Source organism: Erwinia sp. V90_4, from assembly GCF_029967685.1.
In the GTDB taxonomy this organism is placed as follows: Bacteria; Pseudomonadota; Gammaproteobacteria; order Enterobacterales; family Enterobacteriaceae; genus Erwinia; species Erwinia aphidicola.
This window is the reverse complement of the sequence record NZ_JASCAQ010000001.1, coordinates 308,700-328,915: the sequence shown is the minus strand read 5'-3', so window position 1 is coordinate 328,915 and position 20,216 is coordinate 308,700. Positions and strand designations below refer to the sequence as shown.

Sequence of the window (20,216 nt, the reverse complement as noted above, 5' to 3'; positions counted from 1 at the left end):
ATTAGTTTGCACTCCATGCGCGTGCCCACTCGACCACGTTAACTCCAGTCAGCATCCAGTCACGACGCACTGACGCCTGAAGTTCTGCGCCCATCCGTGCGCTGGAATCCGGGTCGGCAAGATGCATACGGATAGCGTCGCGCCAGTCGATAAATCGGTTATTGACGCGGGTGACGGGCAAGTCATCATCCATATAGCAGGCAACATTGCTGCAAATTACCGGAATACCGCACACGCCATACTCGAGCAGGCGCAGATTGCTCTTACAGATATTAAAAATGTTGTCCTCAACCGGAGCCAGCGCCAGGTCAAGGTTTAAAGAAGCGAGTTTTTGAGGGTAGAGGGCTATGTCCACCCCTTGGTGATATTCATGCACGAAGGGTTTGAGCTTATCGGGACACATGCCGAAGAACACCCACTCAACCTCATTAGCAAACTCTTTAACAATATCGACGATCATCTCCAGATCGCCACGATGGCTTGCCCCTCCAGCCCAGCCCACGCGAGGTTTACGCCCCTGGTTACGCAGACTTTGCAGTGGAGCCCATATATCATCAGGCAAGCGGTTTTTCACTACCTGGATATGCGGATGCATATTGCTCATCGCCTCAGCCAGCGGTGCAGTTGAGACAATAAAACGATCGAAGAAACTTAGGCTTTTACGCAGCTGTCCGGTAATTTCCTGTTTAAAATGCTGACGGTTATTGTGCTTAATCGGCACGTTCAGGATGTAATCATCCAGTTCAAACACTTTAAATACGTTATGCAGTTTACCGATGCGCTCTATCCAGTTCTGAAAAGCGGGAGAGTAGCGGCGCTGAATAATCAGACTGTCGGGTTTAAACTGTCCAAGCTCACTGATATTCAGCAGCGTCATGCTAACCTTGCCTTCAGCCAGGCCTTCATTTTGCATTGCCTCAAAGGGCTTCATCATCCGGTAGTGACCACAACCGGTAAGATCTGCATTGTGGGCCAGAAACACTGGCAGATTCTGGCGCGGTGCGGGGCGCCAGTTCAATGTACTGTCGCCCTCAATATCGAAATGACGGCTTCTTAACGACAGATTGGCGTTGAATGCCGGGTCGCTGGCGATAACAGGCATCCAGCGGGCAAATAACTTATCTTCTTCCATTTGCTTAAGCTTGCTGGAGGAGTGCACCGTCTCACCGGGGAAAGGGTTATTACGTGCAGCGGGCCGCAGAATACGTGCATAGGGCGTCCATACCGTCATATAGCCTGCATTGCGTGCGCGCAGGCAGAAATCGACATCATCATAAAGCTGGATATCGCAGTCAAACCCACCCAGCTCGAAAAATACTGCTTTGCGCACCAGCATAAAATCACCCGAGACGGCCGTGTAATTCTGGTCCAGGTGCAGGCGTCCCTGCTGGCTAGGATGATTATCGTCCATACCGCGAAACGCATCACCTGCCGCACCGTTCATACCCAGTATATAGCCGGCGTGACGAACCTTATTTTCAGAGGTTAACTGCTTGCCGCCAACGACAGCGACTTCAGGACGCTGTCCATGATTAAGCAGATTATCCAGCCACTCACCGTCGATCACCGCCAGCTCGCAGTGCATCAGCATCAAGTACTCCCCCGCAGCCTGCTCTGCTGCAAGGTTTGCCATTGCGCCGTGGTGATAGTTGCCGTGGTATGGCAGCACGCGAATGCGTTGCGGATCGACACCGGCTATCGTTTCCAGCCAGCTATCGCGCCCGCTACTCGCCTGACCATCAGCAACGATGAGCAGTTCATAATTGAGATAGCGGGTTTTCTCTAACAGCGTTGTCACACAGCTGACCAGCGACGGCAGGTGCCAGTTGGCCAGAATTACGATTGATACTTTAGGCTGCTCAGGATGCTGATAGCGAAGCCGGTAGTTATAAAATTTGTCCAGTGCAATCTGCGCCTGAGGATAGCCACGATTATGTAAATGGCGTTCAATAACGGCAGCATCTTCAATAATCGAACGGCTCGGCAACTGTGCAGTCAGCAGTGGCTCCGACAGATGCCCCGCCACATTAAGCCCCTGTGATTCAATCATTTTCACAATCAAATCAAATTCGGCCGCTTGCGGATAATTCAGGTCAAATCCTTCAGCTGCCAACAAAAGTTCACGACGAAAAAGCCAGTGCTGCGCCATCATTTTTGGGGCACTGAGGAACAAATCGAGGTTGAAATCCGGGCGGAAAATCACCCCTGATGGATCATCGCCGAGATAAAAGTACTCGTCGGCAAAAATAGCCAACATGCCGTCAGCCTGCAGCAATGTAGTGGAGAGCGCAATCAACCCCGATGGCTGAAAACAGGCGCCCGCCTCAACAAAGATATACCACGCATTGTCATGCTGATGAATAAGACGATTAATTACCTCAATGCGGCTATCGTCATCCGCTTTATAGCAGGGCGGGTTTGATACAGGCTCGTCAATCACCCCTACAATCAGTGGATTCAGTTTGAGTGTCGCAACTCCCTGATGCTCGAGCGAAGCCAACGTTTCAGGTAACTTTTCCCGGTTTTCTGCAGTTACGGTTATTACCACGGCCACGTTAACTGGCTGCGGAAACTCCGCTGACAGCTGCTGCAGGCGTTGGCGCTGGAAGGGTTGCAGAGAGCGGTGACTATTCCATTCTTTCATCGCCTCACTCGCAATATGACGCTGCTGGGTAGTGAGTAGATTACTGGTAACAAAAGTATCCGGATATGTCAGTTCAGCCAAACGCACCGTTTCGGACAGGCCTCCTTCTGCAAGCCAGGGTTGGGACTTCAGTGAAGCAAACAGCTTATCGCGTACGTTGCTAATATTTTCATCACTTTCCAGCTGGTGTGGCTGCCTGTAAACGGCCGAGAAGCGTATATTGCTTAACACTTGTGGGTACCACAGCAGATCGGTGTGCGCCAGCAGCTTACTGTAAATCATCAGCGCTTCAATACCCGGCATCTGCTCACCGTCAAGCGTTAACAGACCGTGGCCATCATCCATCAGCTTTAGCAGATCGTCACGGTAAAACAGTGACCCCGTAAGTCCGCCCAACAGGCTGTAGTTTGTGCGAATCTGGCAGCGCAGGAAATCTCTACCATTAATAATACAGGCCGCTGAGTGTAATGGTGCGGTGGAGAGCACGTCTGGCAGCGCCACACCTTGCGGGTCGAAACGCTGGCGTTTGGATGAGGCAACCCGGCACTGCGGGAAACGCTGTAATCCACTTATCAGACGGCTGATACAGTCTGGTGCCAGCCCCTCAGCGCTGCTCATGCATTTGACATATCGGCCGCGAGCGGCCCGGATGCTTTTTTCTAAACTGTCAGGCTGGTTTTTTTCTAAAACCAGATGCCGAACAGTCTCTGCCGGCAGATCCAGCCGTCCTGCAAGCTGCTGCGTTACAAGCTTATCACCACTGTAATCGGCAACCACAATTTCACAATGGGGATAATCCTGTGCCAGTGCGCTTTCAAGCGCAACATCAAGCCAGAGGGGATACTGAGTAAAAATAATAATGCTAACTTGGGCTGTCTGGGTCATGACCTGTGGCTCTCCCGGCTCCTGCTTGCTGTCAACGTATTGCGCAGAGGAAAATGATTCTGGTCATAATAGCCAGCGCACTTAGAATCAATTGAGAAAAAAAGCGTTAATTACACGGCTAATCCCAGCGTTAATGACTATGTTCCGGCAAAAAAAAACCCCGCCGAAGCGGGGTTGATTAGCCAGGTTATCGTGGAGATAATTAGCCCTGCAGCAGAGAAAGAACCTGCTGTGGAACCTGGTTGGATTTAGCCAACACAGAGTTACCCGCCTGCTGTACGATCTGCGCTTTAGACAGGTTAGACACTTCAACCGCGTAGTCAGCATCCTGAATACGTGACTGTGCTTCTGACAGGTTGGTGGTGGTGTTGTTCAGGTTAGTCACCGCAGAACCCAGACGGTTCTGAATCGCACCCAGTGATGAACGGAACTTGTCGACGCTGGCAATCGCCTGGTCCAGTTTATCCAGAGGGCCAGAAGTTGAACCGGTAGTCAGGCTAGACAGGCTCAGTGATTTGGTATCAATTTTGAACTGGGCAGTACCGGTAGTGGAGGTGCTGTCCGCAGACTGTGGATCAACCGCTACGTAGAAGTCCTGGCTTGCACCGCTGGCGATATCAAAGCCATTCGCTTTCAGGTTGTTGGTCTCAGCAGCCGAAGTTGACTTAATAGTCACTTTAGCAAACAGGTTACCGTTCTCATCTTTGTAGACGTTGGTTGCATCAACAGCTGCGCCGCCAGATGCCAGACCCAGACGGGTAGACAGGTCGTCAGTTGCGCCAGATTCAGCAACAGTTGCACCAGACACTGCAGTAGTCGCACCGTAGTAACCGCTGAAGGCCGCGGTACCAGTTGCTGCAGTCAGAGTACCTTTAGGACCGTTCACGTTGAAGCTGTCCAGACCCAGAGTCTTAGAGTCGATTTTCTTCAGGTCGATATCGATAGTTTCGCCATCGTTGGCGCCAACCTGGATAGACATTTTGCCGTCTTTAGCCAGAACGTTCACGCCGTTGAACTGAGTCTGACCCGATACGCGGTCAATTTCAGACAGGCGGGATTTGATTTCGTCCTGGATGGAAGACAGGTCGGAAGATGAGTTAGTACCGGTAGAAGCCTGAACGGTCAGTTCACGAACGCGCTGTAAGTTGTTGTTGATTTCTGACAGTGCGCCTTCAGTAGTCTGTGCAACAGAGATACCGTCGTTAGCGTTACGCGCAGCCTGAGTCAGGCCCTTGATGTTAGAGGTGAAGCGGTTAGCAATCGCCTGGCCCGCAGCGTCATCTTTCGCGCTATTGATACGCAGGCCAGAAGACAGACGCTCGATAGAGGTAGACAGAGCATTCTGGTTTTTGTTGATGTTGTTCTGAGTGATCAGCGAGAGGCTGTTGGTATTGATTACTTGTGCCATGATAAAGTTTCCTGTTAAATCATTTCGGGTTAAGTGGTTGGGCTTGTTTGCCCCCCGGCTTCATCGCCGTCAAAGTTGTTATCGTCTGCCCCACGGTAACCTTTAGAATTTTTTTAGTTCCGCGCCGATTTTTTTTCACTTCCCCCTACTCGCTGAAATACCCCTCTTTATTACCGCTATTCGTTTTATTGCCGCCGGATAATTAATCGTAAACTTTGTGCATCAATGGCCGATAACCACGGTATTCACTCTCCGTGTTGACTCTATAAAGGAAATATCATGGCTAGCATCTCTACCCTGGGTATCGGCTCCGGCCTGGATTTAAGCTCGATTCTCGACAGCATGCAGGCGGCGGAAAAAGCAGCGCTAAAGCCGATCTCAACACAGCAGACGGCTTACACCTCAAAGCTGAGCGCCTACAGCACCATGAAAAGCGCGCTGACCACCTTTCAAACGGCCAATACCAAGCTGAATGACGCCACGCTGTTCAGCGCCAATAAAATAGTCAGCAGCTCTACCGCTTTCAGCGCCACCAGCACTACGGGGGCGGTAGCAGGTAAATATACCATTGCCGTCACGCAGCTGGCGTCAGCCCAGACGCTGACCTCGGCAACCCAGAGCAGTAACAGCACCGCGCTGGCGACGGCTGACAGCACTATCTCAATTAAGCTGGCGGGCAGTGATAAAGCAGTAGACGTGACGGTAAGCGCCGCGAACTCTTCGCTGACCGGCATTCGTGACGCGATCAATAAATCCGATGCCGGCGTCACCGCCAGCATTATTAAAACGGGCGATGGCAGCTATCGTCTCTCCATGACGTCGAACGAAACCGGCGTAGACAATGCGGCCACGATCAACGTCAGCGGTGACAGCGCGCTGCAAAGCATGCTCAATTATGACGGCACCAGCAGCAGTAATATGACGCAGAGCATCGCGGCGCAGAATGCCAAGCTGTCAGTTAACAATGTCGAGATTGAGAACAGCAGCAACACTATCAGCGATGCGCTGGAAGGGATCACGCTGAACCTGAGCGGGGAAACCACCGGCACCCAGACGCTGACCGTGACTAAAGATACCAGCAGCGCGTCCAGCACGATTGCCGCCTGGGTGACAGCCTATAACACCCTGCAGGATGCCTTTGCCTCCCTGACCAAATACACCAAAGTGGATGCCGGGACAGATGCGCAGGACACCACCAATGGTGCCCTGCTGGGCGACAGCACTCTGCGTACTATACAGTCGCAGATGAAAGATATGCTGACCAATACCAGCAGCACCTCGACTTACAAAACCCTGTCACAGATTGGCATTACGACCGATCCAACCAGCGGCAAGCTGAATACCGACCAGACTAAACTGGATGCGGCCCTGGCGAAAGATCCGGACGGCATTAAGGCAATGATCGTTGGCGACGGTAAAACCACCGGCATCGCGACTAAGCTCTCTAACAACCTGACCAGCTGGCTCTCCAGCACCGGCATGGTGCAGGCGGCCACCGACGGCGTCAGCAAAACGCTGAACAATCTGACCCAACAGTACAACAAGGTCAGCGACAATATCGATGCCACTATTGCGCGCTTAAAAACCCAGTTCACCGCGCTGGACGTGACGATCAGCAAGCTCAACAACACCAGTAGCTATCTGACGTCGCAGTTTGAGACTTCAAGCAGTACAACCAAGTAAGGAGCCATGATGTATAGCGCAAGCGGTACCCAGGCCTATGCAAAAGTCGGCGTGGAAAGTGCAGTGATGAGTGCCAGCAATGACCAGCTGATCACTCTGCTGTTCGACGGGGCGCTCAGCGCCCTGGTTCGCGCACGCCTGTTTTTGCAGGACGGCAATACGGTAAAAAAAGGGGAGTCGCTCTCCAAAGCCATTAACATTATCGACAACGGTCTGAAGCAGGGTCTGGATGAGTCCTCTGAAGACGAGTTAACGCAAAATCTGCTGGGTTTGTACCGCTATATGGTGCACCGCCTGCTGCGCGCGAATATCGATAACGATGCCGACGGAATTGAAGAAGTTGAAGCGCTGTTGCGCAATATCGCCGATGCCTGGAAAGAGGTTTCCGGCACAACCGCTCTGGTTTAGGACTCTGTATAAATGAACATTGCCCCACATCTGCTCGCGATATATCAGGAAATTTTGACCCACAGCCAGTCGATGCTGCGTCTTGCGGGTGAAGGCCAGTGGGACGACCTGATCGATATGGAAGTTGACTACCTCAGCGCCGTGGAAAAGCTGGCTAAGGCTACGCAGAATGAGCCGGTTCCGGCTCGTACTCAGGAGCAGCTGCGCCCGATACTGCGCCACATTCTTGATAATGAAGCCGAAGTCAAAAAGCTGCTGAAGTCACGCCAGGATGAAATCTCCTTGCTGATCCAGCAGGCCGGCCGCCAGAAGTCCGTCAATCGTGCCTATACCAATGTCGCCGGCGTGGTGCTGTTCCCTACCGGATCGAACGGATAAACCTCACGTTTACTCAGTATGACTTTATACAACACCTTTCCGGGGCCAGCGCGGAATAATTAATTTCGTCCTGGCCCACCCTTTCGCTGCGCTTACTCCATACTTCATTTTCCCGTCTGGCGAAAAATGGAGCACGGATATGCACAATCCCACCCTTTTGCAGTTCTTTCACTGGTACTACCCCACAGGCGGCAAACTGTGGCCGGAAGCGGCCGAACGTGCCGCATGGCTGGCTGAAATTGGCATCAGCGACGTCTGGCTACCGCCGGTTTATAAGGGTGAATCCGGCGGCTATTCGGTCGGTTACGATAGCTATGACCTGTTTGACCTTGGCGAATTTGAGCAGAAAGGCTCACGCGCCACCAAATACGGCGATAAGCAGCAGCTGCTAGCAGCAGTGGAGGCGCTAAAGGCTAACGGCGTTGGCGTGATCCTTGACGTGGTGCTCAACCACAAAATGGGTGCCGACGAGAAAGAGCGCATTCAGGTTAACCGCGTCAACCCGGATAACCGCGAGGAGATCGACGAGGAAGTGATTGAGGTCGAAGCCTGGACCCGCTTCACCTTCCCGGTGCGCGCCGGGCAGTATTCGCAGTTTATCTGGGACCACAAGTGCTTCAGCGGCGTCGACCACATTGAAAACCCCGATGAGAACGGCGTGTTCAAAATCGTTAACGACTACACCGGCGAAGGCTGGAACGATCAGGTCGATAACGAGCTGGGCAATTTCGACTATCTGATGGGCGCCAATATCGACTTCCGCAACCGCGCGGTAACCGAAGAGCTGAAATACTGGGCGCGCTGGGTGATGGATGAAGTGCACTGTAGCGGCTTTCGCCTCGACGCGGTGAAGCATATTCCCGCCTGGTTCTACAAAGAGTGGATCGAACACGTGCAGGAGGTGGCGGAGCAGCCGCTGTTTATCGTCGCCGAATACTGGTCGCATGAGGTTGATAAACTCCAGCAGTATATCCAGCAGGTGGACGGTAAAACCATGCTGTTTGACGCCCCACTGCAGATGAACTTCCATAACGCGTCGAAACAGGGGGCTGACTACGACCTTAGCCAGATCTTCAACGACACGCTGGTCACCACCGATCCGTGGCACGCGGTGACCATTGTCGCCAACCACGACACCCAGCCGCTGCAGGCGCTGGAAGCCCCGGTGGACCCCTGGTTCAAACCACTGGCGTATGCGCTGATCCTGCTGCGTGAAAACGGTGTTCCGGCGGTGTTCTACCCGGACCTGTTCGGCGCCAGCTATGAGGATGAGGGTGACGACGGCGGGCAGTATCAGATAGAGATGCCGGTGATCCCCGAACTGGAAGCGCTGATCCGGGCACGCCAGCTGTATGCCCACGGAGTGCAGACCGAATGGTTCGATCACCCTAACTGCATCGCCTTTGCGCGCAGCGGCACCGATCATCACTCCGGTTGCGTGGTGATTATGTCGAACGGTGAAGCGGGTGAGAAAACCCTGGCGCTGGGGGAAAACTACGGCGGGAAAAACTGGCGCGACCTGCTGGGCCATATCGGCGAGACGGTGAGCAGCGACGAGCAGGGCACTGCCACGTTCCGCTGTGCGCCAGGATCGGTTAGCGTGTGGATTATTAGTTAGATATCAGGTCGTGGCCGGGCGGCCACGACCTGCGAATTACGGCTGAGGCGCGGTAAAGGTGGTGCTGGCTGCTGGCACGGTTGACGGCTGCGGCTGCGGGGTGGCGTCAGGCTGCGCCTGCTTATCCAGCGCCTGCTGGCACTCGACGGTCGGTTTATCCACTTTACGCATCTTCAGCTTATCGTAATGCAGCTCGTTACCTTCCAGATCCAGCGTCATCACGCGCATCTGCTTGTTCACGTTAACCCACTCGTCATCGAAAAAGGTGACTTTGCCCGGCTTGGCAATAACGCGCTGCCACTGACGGCAGTCCAGGGTATCCCCTTCCTGGCTGATAATCAGGCTGGCCATCGCCTGGTCACTCACCAGCCCACTCTGCGGGCCAACCGTCTGCCAGTTACCGACCAGCGCTGCCGGAGGGGCGGTTTTGACCGCCGCTTCATAATTTGGTAGCTGCGCACAGCCGCTGAGCGTAACGGCCGTCACTGCCGCCATCATCCACTTATTCATTTTTTCATCCTGAGCTAATCAATTACGCGCTACGTTATAATTTTTACCTGCCCCGCCGCAAGCACCAAGCGCAGCCTGCAGCTAAAATGATAGATTAAACGCTGAGATCAGCAGCCGCCGGCCCGCATCTCGCCCGGCTTTCACCTGCCCTGCACCTTGTGTACACTAGCCGCCATTATCCAGACCGTCACCCCGCAGGACCGTTATGAAAACCGTTGAAGAGTATTACGCCATCGCCAAAGATCTGTTTCTTGAGGCGCACCCGGATTTGAAGGCCGGCATTGAAAATCTGACCGCTGAGCAAGCGTCCACCATGAGCATGAGCGTTGAGCAGCTGCGCGAGTTGCAGAAAGAGCGGGCTTATGCGGCATATGTGCGCGAAAAGAAACTGGACGGCGTGCTGTTTGCTATTCAGCTGGCAGAGCCGGATAAAGCGGTGATGGTCGATGCGATTGAGGCCTATCTGCATAGCCACGCCGAAGCGCTGGGCATGAGCTGGGAAGAGTTCTGTATTAAGAACGAGCTGTAAAATAGACGCTGCGGGCCGATCGAAAAAGAAGATCGGCCCCTACGATGCGCATGAACAATGTAGGGGCCGACCCTTTTTTTCGGTCGGCCCGATAAACATCACCGAAGATTAACCCGCCAAAGGCGTTGCATCAGCCAGAACGCAAAGCTCTTGCTCACTAAACGCTTCACGCCGCACGCTAAAACCGTCATACCAGCGGCACTCCACCATTCCACTGGCAACACCTGTGACAATCATCGCAGGCCCACCGTCCTTATGCTGCACTTCATCACTGATTATAAAGCTCATAAAGCACCTCCCTATCCGGTTAAAATCACCAAATAGTTATAGCATCTGAGCCTTATCACCGCTGTTAACGACAGGTAAAACATTTGTTAAATACAAATAAGCAGTTAAAAACGCTGGATATAAAAAAAGCGAGTAAACTTATTACTCGCTTTTTATGTGAAATCCGTCGCAGTTTGCGCTTAGATTTTACAGCCTTCGCAGTCGGCTTCGTCACCTAAATCAGCCGGAACTTCGGCGGCTTTTTTCTCGGCGTTCGCTTCTGCCTGCTCTAACTGCGCATCAATATCGAACTCAAAAATATCGTCTTTCATCATTACTCCCGTTTTACTCACTAACTTCAGGCGTCTTTATACTGATTTTTGACGCATTTTGGCAACCCCATTGACCACCAACAGCACAATCGACCCCACGATGAACCCGACCACCAGGTTGGCCAGATTGCTGACAACGCTACTCATCAGGCCGCTCATCTCGCTGCTGTATTCCGTCACCAGATGATGCAGCTGCGGAATGCCGTGCACGATAATGCCGCCCCCCACCAGGAACATCGCAATGGTGCCAACCAGGGTCAGGATCTTCATCAGCCATGGCGCGGCCGCCACCAGCACATTACCCAGCCCTTTAGCCAGCGCCGAGGTTTTCTTCTGCAGCCAGAAGCCGAGATCGTCAATTTTGACGATGCCCGCCACAATGCCGTACACGCCAATCGTCACCAGAATGGCAATCCCGGAGAGGATCAGTACCTGATTCAGCAGCGGGGATTCAGAGACGATGCCGAGGGTAATCGCCACAATTTCGGCCGACAGGATAAAGTCGGTGCGCACCGCCCCTTTTACTTTCTTCTTCTCAAACTCACCGGCATCCTGCTGCGCCGCCTTCAGCAGGCGCTTTTCGCGCGCTTCCGGCGTCTCCTCACTTTTGTTTTTATGCAGGCTGTGCAGCACCTTCTCCACGCCTTCATAGCTCAGGTAAGCCCCGCCCACCATCAGCAGCGGCGTGATTGCCCATGGCGCAAACGCACTGATCAGCAGCGCCAGCGGCACCAGGATCAACTTGTTGAGGAAGGAGCCTTTTGCCACGCTCCACACCACCGGCAGTTCACGATTGGCTTTTACCCCGCTGACCTGCTGAGCGTTAAGGGAGAGATCGTCGCCTAACACCCCGGCGGTTTTTTTCGCTGCCACTTTGCCCATCACGGCTATATCATCAAGCAGTGTCGCAATATCATCCAGTAAGGTTAGTAAGCTGGTTCCTGCCAAAGTCGTATTCCTTATTCATGTTCGTCATGTTGACAACAGGGGCACAGCTCCATTTCGGCCACCGCCATATCGGCAATGCCATCACAGTCCCACTCAACGCGCACCGGCTGGCCCTGCGGCTCAGCGTGGTGCAGATATTTACTCACCGGGCTTTCGGTCATCCCGCTAATCTCTTCCGTGGCGATCAGACGATCGCCGACAAAAATACGCGCCGTTGCCTGGGTATTGACCATGCGTTCGCCGCTAAGTTTATACAACCGTCTTACCGTCAGTTTGACACTGGCCATGGCCCACCTGGCTTTGCTGTATTTAAGAGGAGGATGATCTAAACAATTATGCGCAAAGAGTGCAAATTTTGTAAAAAAAATCCTTCCGACCGTGATAATTAGTGGCAGAATTAGCCACTTATAACATTTTAATAACTTGATATAACCAGGACGACTTTAACATGACGTTACGCCGTGCCCCCGCCCTGCTGCCGCTGCTGGCCGCGCTGTTCTGCCTCTATTTTATCTGGGGCTCCACCTATCTGGTGATCCGCATTGGCGTCGAGAGCTGGCCGCCAATGATGCTGGCCGGGCTGCGCTTTTTGCTGGCTGGCGTGGTGCTGCTGACTTTTCTGCTGTTGAGAGGTGAAAAGCTGCCGTCGCTGCGCGCGGCCGGTAATGCCGCGCTGGTTGGCATTATGCTGCTGGCGCTCGGCAACGGCGCTGTCACCGTGGCGGAGCATCAGCAGGTGCCGTCCGGGCTGGCGGCGGTAATGGTAGCGACCGTGCCGCTGTTTGCCATGTGTTTCAGCCGCCTGTTTGGCATTCCTACGCGCTGGATCGAGTGGCTGGGCATCGCCGTTGGGCTGGTGGGGATTATCCTGCTGAACAGCGGCGGCCATCTGGCGGGCAACCCGTGGGGTGCGCTGATGATCCTCGGCGGCTCTCTGAGCTGGGCCTTTGGTTCGGTATGGGGTTCGCGCATTACGCTGCCCAACGGCATGATGGCGGGCGCAGTGGAGATGCTGGCAGCAGGCGCAGTATTGCTGATTGCCAGCACGCTGAGCGGCGAACACCTGGTGCAGAAACCCTCGTTGGCGGGCTTCTTCTCGCTCGGCTATCTCAGCCTGTTTGGATCGGTGATTGCGATTAACGCCTATATGTTCCTGATCCGCAACGTCACCCCGGCTATCGCCACCAGCTATGCCTACGTCAATCCGGTGGTGGCGGTGCTGCTAGGTATAGCCTTCGCAGGGGAGAGCCTGTCAGCCCGCGAATGGCTGGCGCTGGCGATTATCGTGCTGGCGGTGATTCTGGTGACGTTGGGGAAATATCTGTTCCCGGCAAAGCCGATCGTAAAATCCTGCGAGCCTTAATCGGGGGTGCGGGCCGATCGAAAAAGAGGATCGGCCCCTATAGCTGGCGAATGCCGTTCTCGTCAATTTCCGCGTTTCTTTCGGCGGCGCACACCCACTCTTCCAGACGCGCGCTTAACTCCTGCTCCTGCAGGCGCGTTTTACCGCGCAGTGCGCACTCCCACACCAGCAAAACGCGCCAGCCGCTGGCCGTCAGCTCCTCAACGTAGCGCTTATCGCGCGCCACATTGCTGTCGATTTTACCCATCCAGAACGCGGTGCGCGTGGCGGGCAGCTTAAACAGGTGGCAGTGATGGCGGTGCCAGAAACAGCCGTGAACGAAAATAATGGCGTGATGATCGGGCAGCACAAAGTCGGGGCGCCCGGGCAGGGATTTATCCTGTACCCGGTAGCTCAGGCCAAGCTCAACCAACAGCTCGGCCAGCCGCTTTTCAATCGCGGTATCGCGGGTGCGGATGGCGCGCATATTCTTACTGCGCACCTCGGAGGTGTGAACGTCGGCCATGGTGATATTCCTTTCATCAAGACCTTAAGTTTAGCTAAATCTGGCGCTGACGCACCGCCTGCTCGATCCACGGCAGCAGCAGCCGTGCCACGGCGGCAAACGCCGGTACCACCACCGAGTTGCCAAACTGGCGATAGGCCTGAGTATCCGAAACCGGTATGCGAAAATCAGCGCTGCCCGGCTGCTCAAAGCCCATCAGGCGCGCACACTCGCGCGGCGTCAGGCGGCGCGGCCGGTTGTTCTGGTTACTGGCATTATCGAAATCCTGCTCACCCAGCGCTTTATCCCAGCCGCGATCGATAAGGATCTCCGAGCCGTCCTTGTAGTAGCGCGCCGACAGCGTGCGCACCACGCCCTGCTCGCGCTCCGGGTCCACCAGCCCATAGCCAAAGCCATTGCCGCGTGCCTGGTGCTTTTTCGCATACTGATACAGGTATTTCCACAGCGTCGGGGTCAGGATATATTTCGCCTCTACCACCGGGTCGAGCAGCGCTTTTAGCGGCGTGCGTTTAGGCGGGTAGAGAGAAGAGAGGTGACTCAGGCTGAAGGTCGGCAGCTTCAGGTCACGGCGCAGGCCGACCAGCACAATACGCTCGCGGTGCTGCGGCAGGAAGTGCTGACCATCAACAATCTTCGGGTCCTGCGGGCCGGAAGTATCGGCATCGGCAACGTCATAGCCCAGCTCGTCGAGGGTCTGCATGATGATGCGGAAGGTATTGCCCTTATCGTGGCTTTTTAAGTTTTTAACGTTTTCCAGCACGAATATCGCCGGCTTTTTGGCGGTGATAATCCGCGCCACGTCAAAAAACAGCGTACCCTGGGCTTCGCACTCAAAACCGTGCGCGCGCCCGAGCGCATTTTTCTTCGATACGCCCGCCAGCGAAAACGGCTGACAGGGGAAACCGGCCAGCAGCACATCGTGGTCGGGCACCTGCTGGCTGATGTGCTGATAGGCCTGCTGTTCGTTAATCTCCGGCTTGCCGCTCAGCGTCACATCGCGGATATCCTGATTAAAGCGATGCTGCTGTTCATCGCAGTACCAGTTAGCTTTGTAAGTGCGCACCGCGTGCTTATTCCATTCGCTGGTAAACACGCACTGGCCGCCTATCGCTTCAAAGCCGCTGCGGATGCCGCCAATCCCGGCAAACAGATCGACAAAGCGAAACGCATAGTGAGGATGATGGGCGGGTGGCGCGGGCAACATGCCGTGCAGCATGCTGACTTCGGCTTCGCTCAGCATTTTACGGCTGTTGCCTTTCACCCAGCGATTCACCGACTCGCGCGTCCACTCCTGCTGGCTGACCTTACGCAGCGTTGCCGCAACGGTTTTCTGATCGTAAATTTCCAGCACGCGCAGCAGCAGCTGACGGTCCTGGTCCTCTTTCTGCTGCGCCTGTGCGCGTGCCTGTTCGGCCAGTTCAGCTGCCACGCGGTCAAAATCGCTCATAATCACTCAATAAAAGGGATAAACGGGTGCCAGTCTATCACCTCATTGACCCAGCGCCAGGCGCAAATCGTTAACACTGCATGGGGATGTACAAAACTCGCTCAGGGCAGTATCGCGCCAGCAGTTTTTACCGGTACTAATTTGCCTTTGTAACGCACAGCTTTCTGTTTGCTGCCGCGGCGGGTGCGCTGTAACACGGGTGACATAAATGCGGCGAATACTCCGTTTTATTTTACGGGACCCACTATGTCACTGCTGACCGTTCTACCGCTGCGCCTGTTACGTCGCCCTCGTTTTTCCTTTATCGCGCTACCCGGCTGGCTAAAAAGCCTGCGCGGCAGCTTTATCCTGTTTTTAATCATTTTTTCGCTGCTGCAGTGCGCTGGCGTGCTGCTGCTGACCCGGCTGGTGAGCAGCACTGGCGATAACGTGGCGGCAACCCACGCCCTCTCCAGCCGCCAGGCACTGCTGGACAAAGCGCGCATGGAGCTGCTGACCGCCAGTGATAACAGCCACCGCGCCGGCATCTATCTGATGCAGGATAACCAGACCGGATCGGTCGACAGCTGGAAAAGCCTGGCAGAGACCGCCCAGGCCTCGCTGGATGAGGCGCGTAAGCTGTTCGGGCAGTACCCCGCCAGCAAAGAGAGCCCGCTGCGGCAGAATTTCACTTTGCTGGCCGACGGGCTTCAGGAGCAGTTGAAAGGACTGAATGCCAGAGATATCGATACCTTCTTTATGGTACCGATGCAGGCGTTTCAGCAGCAGTTCAATGACGCTTACTATCAGGTGCTGACGCAGGAAAACCAGCGGTCCGGCGAACTGAATCAGTCCACGCTCTCCTCCCTGACCAATAGCCGCAACCTGTCGCTGGCAATCTCCGCACTGCTGGGCGGGCTGCTGCTGCTCGGCGGTGGCCTGCTGCTGCGCGGGGTGATCCAACCCTTAGACCGCGTATCCAGCTGGCTGGCGCAGATCGCCACCGGGGACATCTCCCGACAGCCGCAGCTCAGCGCTTTTCAGTCGGCAGAGATACGCCAGCTGACCGATAGCATCAGCGCGATGCAGCACGGCTTGCAGCATATCGTTGGTGAGATCAATGCCATCTCCAGCGCAGTGCGCGACAGCGCTGACCGCATGGCGCAGCAGAGCGACGAGTTTAGCGCCCACAATCAGCAGCAGACGGCTGCGTTTGATCATATCAGCCAGCGCCTCAACCGCGTGGCGGAAGAGGTCGGCCACAGCGTAGCGTTCACCCGCCACGCCACGCAGCAGGTCCAGGCTACCGACAGCCTGACCCAGCGCTGCGGCGAAGTGGTGATTGCCGTCGAGTCGCAGATGCGCCAGATCGTCGATGCCTCCGGCGAGATTGCCGGGATCGTGACGCTGCTGGAGGGGATATCCCTGCAAACCAAACTGGTGGCGCTCAATGCCGCCATTGAATCGGCTCATGCGGGCGTGTATGGCCGCAGCTTCTCTATCGTGGCGAAGGAGATCGGCCTGCTGTCGGAGAAAAGCAGCGCCTCCACCCGCACCATCGACGGGCTGATCGGTAGCACCCACCAGCACATCGACAGCGGCTTCAACCAGGTACAGGCGCTGGACGGCCTGTATCAGGAGATCGCCTCTGCCGTCTCCGGCGTGGTGACGCTGCTGAGCGAGCTGCAGCACAACGCCGACGCGCAGAGTAAGCGTGTAAACAGCATCGCCATGGAGATTGGTCGCCTGAATCAGCAGGTAAAAGAGAGCGAGCAGCTGACGCGCCGCAGTGCTGACACCTCAGAAGCGCTGGTCGATCATGCGCAACGGCTGTCGCATAGCGTCAGTCAGTTTGTGTTGTAGAGGATTAAATGGCGTCCCTGAAATAAGGGACGCTGAGAAGCGGTTTATTTTTTCTTTTTTGATTTCTTCAGCAGGCTGCGGATCTGCTTGAGTTCTGCAGCGCTGAGCTGTTCAGTGACGGCTTCTTCAGTATCGAGACTGTCAACAGCCGCCGGCTGCGCAGAGAGGCTTTTCACCAGGTGAGTCGTCACAACGTCACTCAACGAAAGCTGGTTTTCCAGAGCAACGGCTTTGATCGTTTCCTTAAGGGAAGGATCGATCTTGATAGTTAAACTGACTTTGTCGGTCATACCTGATTCTCCTGAGAATTGTCTCAACAAGCTAACCCGTAATGTGCGACTTAACCATACTGTCACAAAAATTTAATATTTCTCTGCTAGCGGGCTGAACTCCTCCAGCACGCTTTGATCGAGGGCACAGAAATCCCCTTTTAATTCAGCGCATAGCTTCGCCATATAGGTTACCAGGAAGCTGGCGTTAAATTCGGCCACTCTTTTTCCTTCAGCGGTCTGCATGGTTTCAGGCAGCTTCAACAATTTTTTCTGGAAATGGTCCAGCGCCCATTCGGCATCATCCAGCGAACGGTCGCGCCCCAGCGGGTCATTACTGTCAAATAGCGAACGCCCCAGCGCGCCCGAAACGTAGAACACGCGCGCCAGGCCAATCGCCCCCAGCGATTCAAGGCGGTCAGCATCCTGCACAATTTTCGCCTCCAGCGTTTCTGCCGTCACGCCAGCGCTGAAGCTGTGGGCGTGCACCGCATGCGCCACCGCCTCGATTTTGTCTGCGGGAAAATCAGGAAACACCTCACGCAAAATGCGCCGGGTTTCATCTGCGGCCTGTTTCGAGGCCAGATGACGCTCGGGATGGTTTTTTGGCAGGTTTACGATGTCGTGGAAGTAGCAACCGGTGAGCACCACCAGTTCGTCAGCCTCTGTCCCCTGCATGATGCGCTGCGCGCTTTGCCAGACGCGCTTAAGGTGCGCGATATCATGGGCTTTATCGCCATGCTGCCAGGTTTCGAAAAGAAAAGCGTCAAAGCGGGATTGCCAATGGGTCAGGTTCATAGACTTCTCCTTATTTTTTGGACTTTTTGAGATGTCAGTGGTGGTTGCCCACTGTAACGGGACGGCCATATCAGCATAAATGAGATCCACATCAAACTTATAGCGGTTGTTTTGACCTTCTCACAACATTTTTTGCATTTTCAGCTTTTTACCAATGCGTTAGCGTGTGACTAATTTTCGATCAAAAGATAAATAAATGTTATGATCCGAAGTCATGCGCTGCGCAATAAATTTTACGCTGGCACGGTTTAAACGGCCTTTGACCCGCCAGTGAAGTGAACTGATACCCATTATCAATGGCCGCGATCGTACAAGCTTTAGTCGCAGTAACATATTGTATTATGGTAAAATGTCATTTGTGTTACCGCACGACAGCCAGGTTTAAGCCACACCGCAAAGACGGAAGGCGGCACACTTTCCCGGTGCAAATTTTTCGCGCCATTTTTTTTATAAGACTTGCTGATGATTAGTGAAAATACCCACCTGTTTGTTTTTTTAAGCTAAAGTTAGGAATTGTCTGTATTGTATTTTTACTTTGCTTATGAGCCAGGCACTGGTCAAGAAAGTCATATTAGAGGTCAAGCCATGAAAGAACGCCCGATTTTATTTAGCGATCAACGGGTGCGCGCCCTGCTCTCCGGTCAGCAACGGCAGACAAGGCGCATCATGAAGTCCCAGCTGTTTGGGTCGGTTCAGGATAACCACGAAGGCTGCTACGGCATTGATGTACTGAGTAACAACCTGCAGGGAAACCGCGTACTGGGAATGGAAAATCTCAGCTACCACTGCCCGTATGGTCAACCCGGCGACCGTCTGTGGGTGCGAGAAACCTGGCGTGGGCCGGTCGTGCCCCCGCAGGAAATGGCTCAGTACCAGCACTCCCCATTACAGTTCAAAAATATCGATTACTGCCAGTACCGCGCTGACTCCAGCATTTACAGTACCGATGAAGAGGACGACCAGTTCGGTTGGCAGGCAGGAATTCATATGCCGCGCTGGGCCAGCCGTATTAACCTGCTTGTCACCGGCGTACGCGTGGAGAGAATCCAGGATATCAGCGACGACGACGTTATGGCCGAAGGGGTGCAGGTTGATTCGCACTTCCTCAATAATTTTTTCACCATGCACAGCGAAGCCGTTTCGGCGAAGGATGCCTACCGCAAGCAGTGGGCTATTCAGTACGGCGGCACCAGTTGGGAAGTGAACCCCTGGGTGTGGGTAATCGATTTCGACCGCATCTGAGGCCAGCAGGTACCTTCGCAGCGCTGATTTTTTTCGGCGCTGTTTGCGTTCAGTCACAGACAGACTTCCCGATAACTGATTGAATATTCCCTTTATTTACTTTTGTGGAGTGTCAACTGCATGATCAAGTGGCCATGGAAAAGCGATGACGACGCGATAAATAGCGGGCTTCCCTGGCAACAGGCGCTGGACATTCCATTACTGTCTGCGCTGAGCAGTGACGAACGCAAAACCCTGATCCAGCTTGCCGACCGCTTTCTGCGCCAGAAGCGGCTGGTGGCGTTACAGGGCTTTGAGCTGGATGAGCTGAAAAGCTGCCGCATTGCGCTGCTATTCTGCCTGCCGGTGCTGAGCCTGGGCTATGACTGGCTGGACGGCTTTCATGAGGTGCTGCTCTACCCTTCTCCGTTTACGGTGGACGACGAGTGGCAGGATGAATTTGGCCTGGTGCATCGTGAACGCATGGTCCACGCCGGGCAGAGCTGGCAACAGGGGCCGATTGTGCTGAACTGGCTGGATATTCAGGACTCCTTTGACTGCTCCGGCTACAACCTGGTGATCCATGAAGTGGCGCACAAGCTGGACGCACGCGGCAGCGGCGAAGCGAACGGCGTACCGGCCATGGCCATGCGCGACGTCGCAAGCTGGGAACGCGAGCTGATGGCGGCAATGAACCACATTCAGGATGAGATTGACCTGGTGGGTGAAAACGCCGCCAGTATTGATGCCTATGCTGCCAGCGAACCGGCCGAGTGCTTCGCCGTGCTGTCGGAGTATTTCTTCAGCGCGCCGGAGCTGCTGATTGCCCGCTTCCCGTCACTCTACCAGCGATTTCGCCAGTTCTATCGTCAGGATCCCAATCAGCGACTTGAGCAGCAGCAGTTACACCACAATCCCGGCGGAACTGTACACTAATCGCCCGGGTTGATTTAAACGCAGCCAGTTGAAAGCTAAACTTTTTTTTGCAGTTGACAGCCACGGGGCGGACCGCTAATATTCGCCTCGTTCACACGATTCCTCTGTAGTTCAGTCGGTAGAACGGCGGACTGTTAATCCGTATGTCACTGGTTCGAGTCCAGTCAGAGGAGCCATATTTAAGAAGCCCGCTCAGGGAAACCTGAGCGGGCTTTTTGCTTTATT

At 54.5% G+C, this 20,216-nt stretch carries 20 protein-coding genes and 1 tRNA gene; 10 read left to right on the top strand and 11 right to left on the bottom strand.

The genetic code is table 11. The features are described from left to right. Position 1: 1 nt before the first annotated feature. Together QLG07_RS01575 and QLG07_RS01570 are read right to left on the bottom strand one after the other, a co-directional pair. Positions 2-3,262 (bottom strand): glycosyltransferase, encoded by a 3,261-nt coding sequence (locus QLG07_RS01575; protein ID WP_348994600.1) that lies wholly within the window; start codon positions 3,260-3,262, stop codon positions 2-4. A gap of 469 nt (positions 3,263-3,731) precedes the next feature. Further along, entirely contained in the window at positions 3,732-4,937 is a 1,206-nt protein-coding gene (locus QLG07_RS01570) for a FliC/FljB family flagellin (RefSeq protein ID WP_048915722.1), read from the bottom strand. A 279-nt stretch (positions 4,938-5,216) separates the two neighbouring features. On the opposite strand from QLG07_RS01570, the gene fliD reads away from it, so the two are divergent. The 4 genes from fliD to amyA all read left to right on the top strand — a co-directional run bounded on the left by fliD (position 5,217) and on the right by amyA (position 9,024). Next, positions 5,217-6,620, top strand: a complete 1,404-nt coding sequence (fliD, locus tag QLG07_RS01565) for a flagellar filament capping protein FliD (protein ID WP_282468293.1) — start codon at positions 5,217-5,219, stop codon at positions 6,618-6,620. A gap of 9 nt (positions 6,621-6,629) precedes the next feature. Continuing rightward, complete coding sequence (fliS, locus tag QLG07_RS01560; RefSeq protein WP_048915720.1) at positions 6,630-7,028, top strand: flagellar export chaperone FliS; 399 nt, start codon at positions 6,630-6,632, stop codon at positions 7,026-7,028. A gap of 12 nt (positions 7,029-7,040) precedes the next feature. Next, positions 7,041-7,406, top strand: a complete 366-nt coding sequence (fliT, locus tag QLG07_RS01555) for a flagella biosynthesis regulatory protein FliT (protein ID WP_048915719.1) — start codon at positions 7,041-7,043, stop codon at positions 7,404-7,406. 139 nt (positions 7,407-7,545) lie between these two features. Further along, the gene (gene amyA / locus QLG07_RS01550; protein ID WP_282468292.1) at positions 7,546-9,024 is read left to right on the top strand and encodes an alpha-amylase; all 1,479 of its coding nucleotides are present in this window, start codon (positions 7,546-7,548) and stop codon (positions 9,022-9,024) included. 36 nt (positions 9,025-9,060) lie between these two features. On the opposite strand, the gene yedD is transcribed toward amyA, so the two are convergent. Further along, positions 9,061-9,534, bottom strand: a complete 474-nt coding sequence (gene yedD / locus QLG07_RS01545) for a lipoprotein YedD (RefSeq protein WP_282468291.1) — start codon at positions 9,532-9,534, stop codon at positions 9,061-9,063. Between the two features lie 205 nt (positions 9,535-9,739). Between yedD and QLG07_RS01540 the strand changes: the two genes are divergently transcribed. After that, a complete protein-coding gene (locus tag QLG07_RS01540) occupies positions 9,740-10,063 on the top strand; it encodes a DUF6388 family protein (protein WP_282468290.1) in 324 nt (107 codons plus the stop codon). Positions 10,064-10,171: 108 nt separating this feature from the next. On the opposite strand, the gene QLG07_RS01535 is transcribed toward QLG07_RS01540, so the two are convergent. The 4 genes from QLG07_RS01535 to QLG07_RS01520 form a co-directional block, all read right to left on the bottom strand. Then, positions 10,172-10,351 carry a DUF2158 domain-containing protein gene (locus QLG07_RS01535; protein ID WP_048915715.1) on the bottom strand — a complete coding sequence of 60 codons (180 nt, stop codon included), beginning with the start codon at positions 10,349-10,351 and terminating at the stop codon, positions 10,172-10,174. 179 nt (positions 10,352-10,530) lie between these two features. After that, positions 10,531-10,662: a hypothetical protein gene (locus QLG07_RS01530; protein WP_263575950.1), complete on the bottom strand. Its 132-nt coding sequence runs from the start codon at positions 10,660-10,662 to the stop codon at positions 10,531-10,533. Positions 10,663-10,698: 36 nt separating this feature from the next. Further along, the gene (locus QLG07_RS01525; protein WP_048915714.1) at positions 10,699-11,610 is read right to left on the bottom strand and encodes a DUF808 domain-containing protein; all 912 of its coding nucleotides are present in this window, start codon (positions 11,608-11,610) and stop codon (positions 10,699-10,701) included. Positions 11,611-11,621: 11 nt separating this feature from the next. Continuing rightward, the gene (locus QLG07_RS01520) at positions 11,622-11,897 is read right to left on the bottom strand and encodes a hypothetical protein (protein WP_099753920.1); all 276 of its coding nucleotides are present in this window, start codon (positions 11,895-11,897) and stop codon (positions 11,622-11,624) included. Between the two features lie 161 nt (positions 11,898-12,058). Between QLG07_RS01520 and yedA the strand changes: the two genes are divergently transcribed. Beyond that, the gene (yedA, locus tag QLG07_RS01515) at positions 12,059-12,973 is read left to right on the top strand and encodes a drug/metabolite exporter YedA (RefSeq protein WP_048915712.1); all 915 of its coding nucleotides are present in this window, start codon (positions 12,059-12,061) and stop codon (positions 12,971-12,973) included. 37 nt (positions 12,974-13,010) lie between these two features. Here yedA and vsr read toward each other — a convergent pair whose 3' ends face one another. Together vsr and QLG07_RS01505 are read right to left on the bottom strand one after the other, a co-directional pair. Continuing rightward, on the bottom strand, positions 13,011-13,478 hold the full coding sequence (vsr, locus tag QLG07_RS01510) for a DNA mismatch endonuclease Vsr (RefSeq protein WP_048915711.1): 468 nt from the start codon (positions 13,476-13,478) through the stop codon (positions 13,011-13,013). Positions 13,479-13,512: 34 nt separating this feature from the next. Next, positions 13,513-14,925 (bottom strand): DNA cytosine methyltransferase, encoded by a 1,413-nt coding sequence (locus QLG07_RS01505; RefSeq protein ID WP_048915710.1) that lies wholly within the window; start codon positions 14,923-14,925, stop codon positions 13,513-13,515. A 246-nt stretch (positions 14,926-15,171) separates the two neighbouring features. Here QLG07_RS01505 and QLG07_RS01500 point away from each other — a divergent pair, with 246 nt between their 5' ends. Next, positions 15,172-16,767: a methyl-accepting chemotaxis protein gene (locus QLG07_RS01500; protein WP_282468289.1), complete on the top strand. Its 1,596-nt coding sequence runs from the start codon at positions 15,172-15,174 to the stop codon at positions 16,765-16,767. Between the two features lie 44 nt (positions 16,768-16,811). On the opposite strand, the gene QLG07_RS01495 is transcribed toward QLG07_RS01500, so the two are convergent. Beyond that, on the bottom strand, positions 16,812-17,057 hold the full coding sequence (locus QLG07_RS01495; RefSeq protein WP_282468288.1) for a hypothetical protein: 246 nt from the start codon (positions 17,055-17,057) through the stop codon (positions 16,812-16,814). Between the two features lie 72 nt (positions 17,058-17,129). Beyond that, the gene (locus QLG07_RS01490) at positions 17,130-17,834 is read right to left on the bottom strand and encodes a phosphohydrolase (RefSeq protein ID WP_048915759.1); all 705 of its coding nucleotides are present in this window, start codon (positions 17,832-17,834) and stop codon (positions 17,130-17,132) included. 585 nt (positions 17,835-18,419) lie between these two features. Between QLG07_RS01490 and QLG07_RS01485 the strand changes: the two genes are divergently transcribed. The 3 genes from QLG07_RS01485 to QLG07_RS01475 all read left to right on the top strand — a co-directional run bounded on the left by QLG07_RS01485 (position 18,420) and on the right by QLG07_RS01475 (position 20,167). Then, the gene (locus QLG07_RS01485) at positions 18,420-19,076 is read left to right on the top strand and encodes a hypothetical protein (RefSeq protein ID WP_062818142.1); all 657 of its coding nucleotides are present in this window, start codon (positions 18,420-18,422) and stop codon (positions 19,074-19,076) included. A gap of 120 nt (positions 19,077-19,196) precedes the next feature. Continuing rightward, positions 19,197-19,991, top strand: coding sequence for a DgsA anti-repressor MtfA (gene mtfA / locus QLG07_RS01480; RefSeq protein WP_099754819.1), 795 nt, complete (start codon positions 19,197-19,199; stop codon positions 19,989-19,991). 100 nt (positions 19,992-20,091) lie between these two features. Then, a tRNA-Asn gene (locus tag QLG07_RS01475) sits at positions 20,092-20,167 on the top strand. Positions 20,168-20,216: the final 49 nt, after the last annotated feature.

Coding starts and splice junctions, on each gene's coding strand:
- yedD (WP_282468291.1), bottom strand. CDS start 9,534: ATGAATAAGTGGATGATGGCGGCAGTGACGGCCGTTACGCTCAGCGGC.
- yedA (WP_048915712.1), top strand. CDS start 12,059: ATGACGTTACGCCGTGCCCCCGCCCTGCTGCCGCTGCTGGCCGCGCTG.
- QLG07_RS01505 (WP_048915710.1), bottom strand. CDS start 14,925: ATGAGCGATTTTGACCGCGTGGCAGCTGAACTGGCCGAACAGGCACGC.
- QLG07_RS01535 (WP_048915715.1), bottom strand. CDS start 10,351: ATGAGCTTTATAATCAGTGATGAAGTGCAGCATAAGGACGGTGGGCCT.
- QLG07_RS01575 (WP_348994600.1), bottom strand. CDS start 3,262: ATGAGCAGCGCTGAGGGGCTGGCACCAGACTGTATCAGCCGTCTGATA.
- QLG07_RS01490 (WP_048915759.1), bottom strand. CDS start 17,834: ATGAACCTGACCCATTGGCAATCCCGCTTTGACGCTTTTCTTTTCGAA.
- vsr (WP_048915711.1), bottom strand. CDS start 13,478: ATGGCCGACGTTCACACCTCCGAGGTGCGCAGTAAGAATATGCGCGCC.
- QLG07_RS01540 (WP_282468290.1), top strand. CDS start 9,740: ATGAAAACCGTTGAAGAGTATTACGCCATCGCCAAAGATCTGTTTCTT.
- QLG07_RS01570 (WP_048915722.1), bottom strand. CDS start 4,937: ATGGCACAAGTAATCAATACCAACAGCCTCTCGCTGATCACTCAGAAC.
- fliS (WP_048915720.1), top strand. CDS start 6,630: ATGTATAGCGCAAGCGGTACCCAGGCCTATGCAAAAGTCGGCGTGGAA.
- fliD (WP_282468293.1), top strand. CDS start 5,217: ATGGCTAGCATCTCTACCCTGGGTATCGGCTCCGGCCTGGATTTAAGC.
- mtfA (WP_099754819.1), top strand. CDS start 19,197: ATGATCAAGTGGCCATGGAAAAGCGATGACGACGCGATAAATAGCGGG.
- QLG07_RS01530 (WP_263575950.1), bottom strand. CDS start 10,662: ATGAAAGACGATATTTTTGAGTTCGATATTGATGCGCAGTTAGAGCAG.
- QLG07_RS01495 (WP_282468288.1), bottom strand. CDS start 17,057: ATGACCGACAAAGTCAGTTTAACTATCAAGATCGATCCTTCCCTTAAG.
- QLG07_RS01520 (WP_099753920.1), bottom strand. CDS start 11,897: ATGGCCAGTGTCAAACTGACGGTAAGACGGTTGTATAAACTTAGCGGC.
- QLG07_RS01485 (WP_062818142.1), top strand. CDS start 18,420: ATGAAAGAACGCCCGATTTTATTTAGCGATCAACGGGTGCGCGCCCTG.
- amyA (WP_282468292.1), top strand. CDS start 7,546: ATGCACAATCCCACCCTTTTGCAGTTCTTTCACTGGTACTACCCCACA.
- QLG07_RS01500 (WP_282468289.1), top strand. CDS start 15,172: ATGTCACTGCTGACCGTTCTACCGCTGCGCCTGTTACGTCGCCCTCGT.
- fliT (WP_048915719.1), top strand. CDS start 7,041: ATGAACATTGCCCCACATCTGCTCGCGATATATCAGGAAATTTTGACC.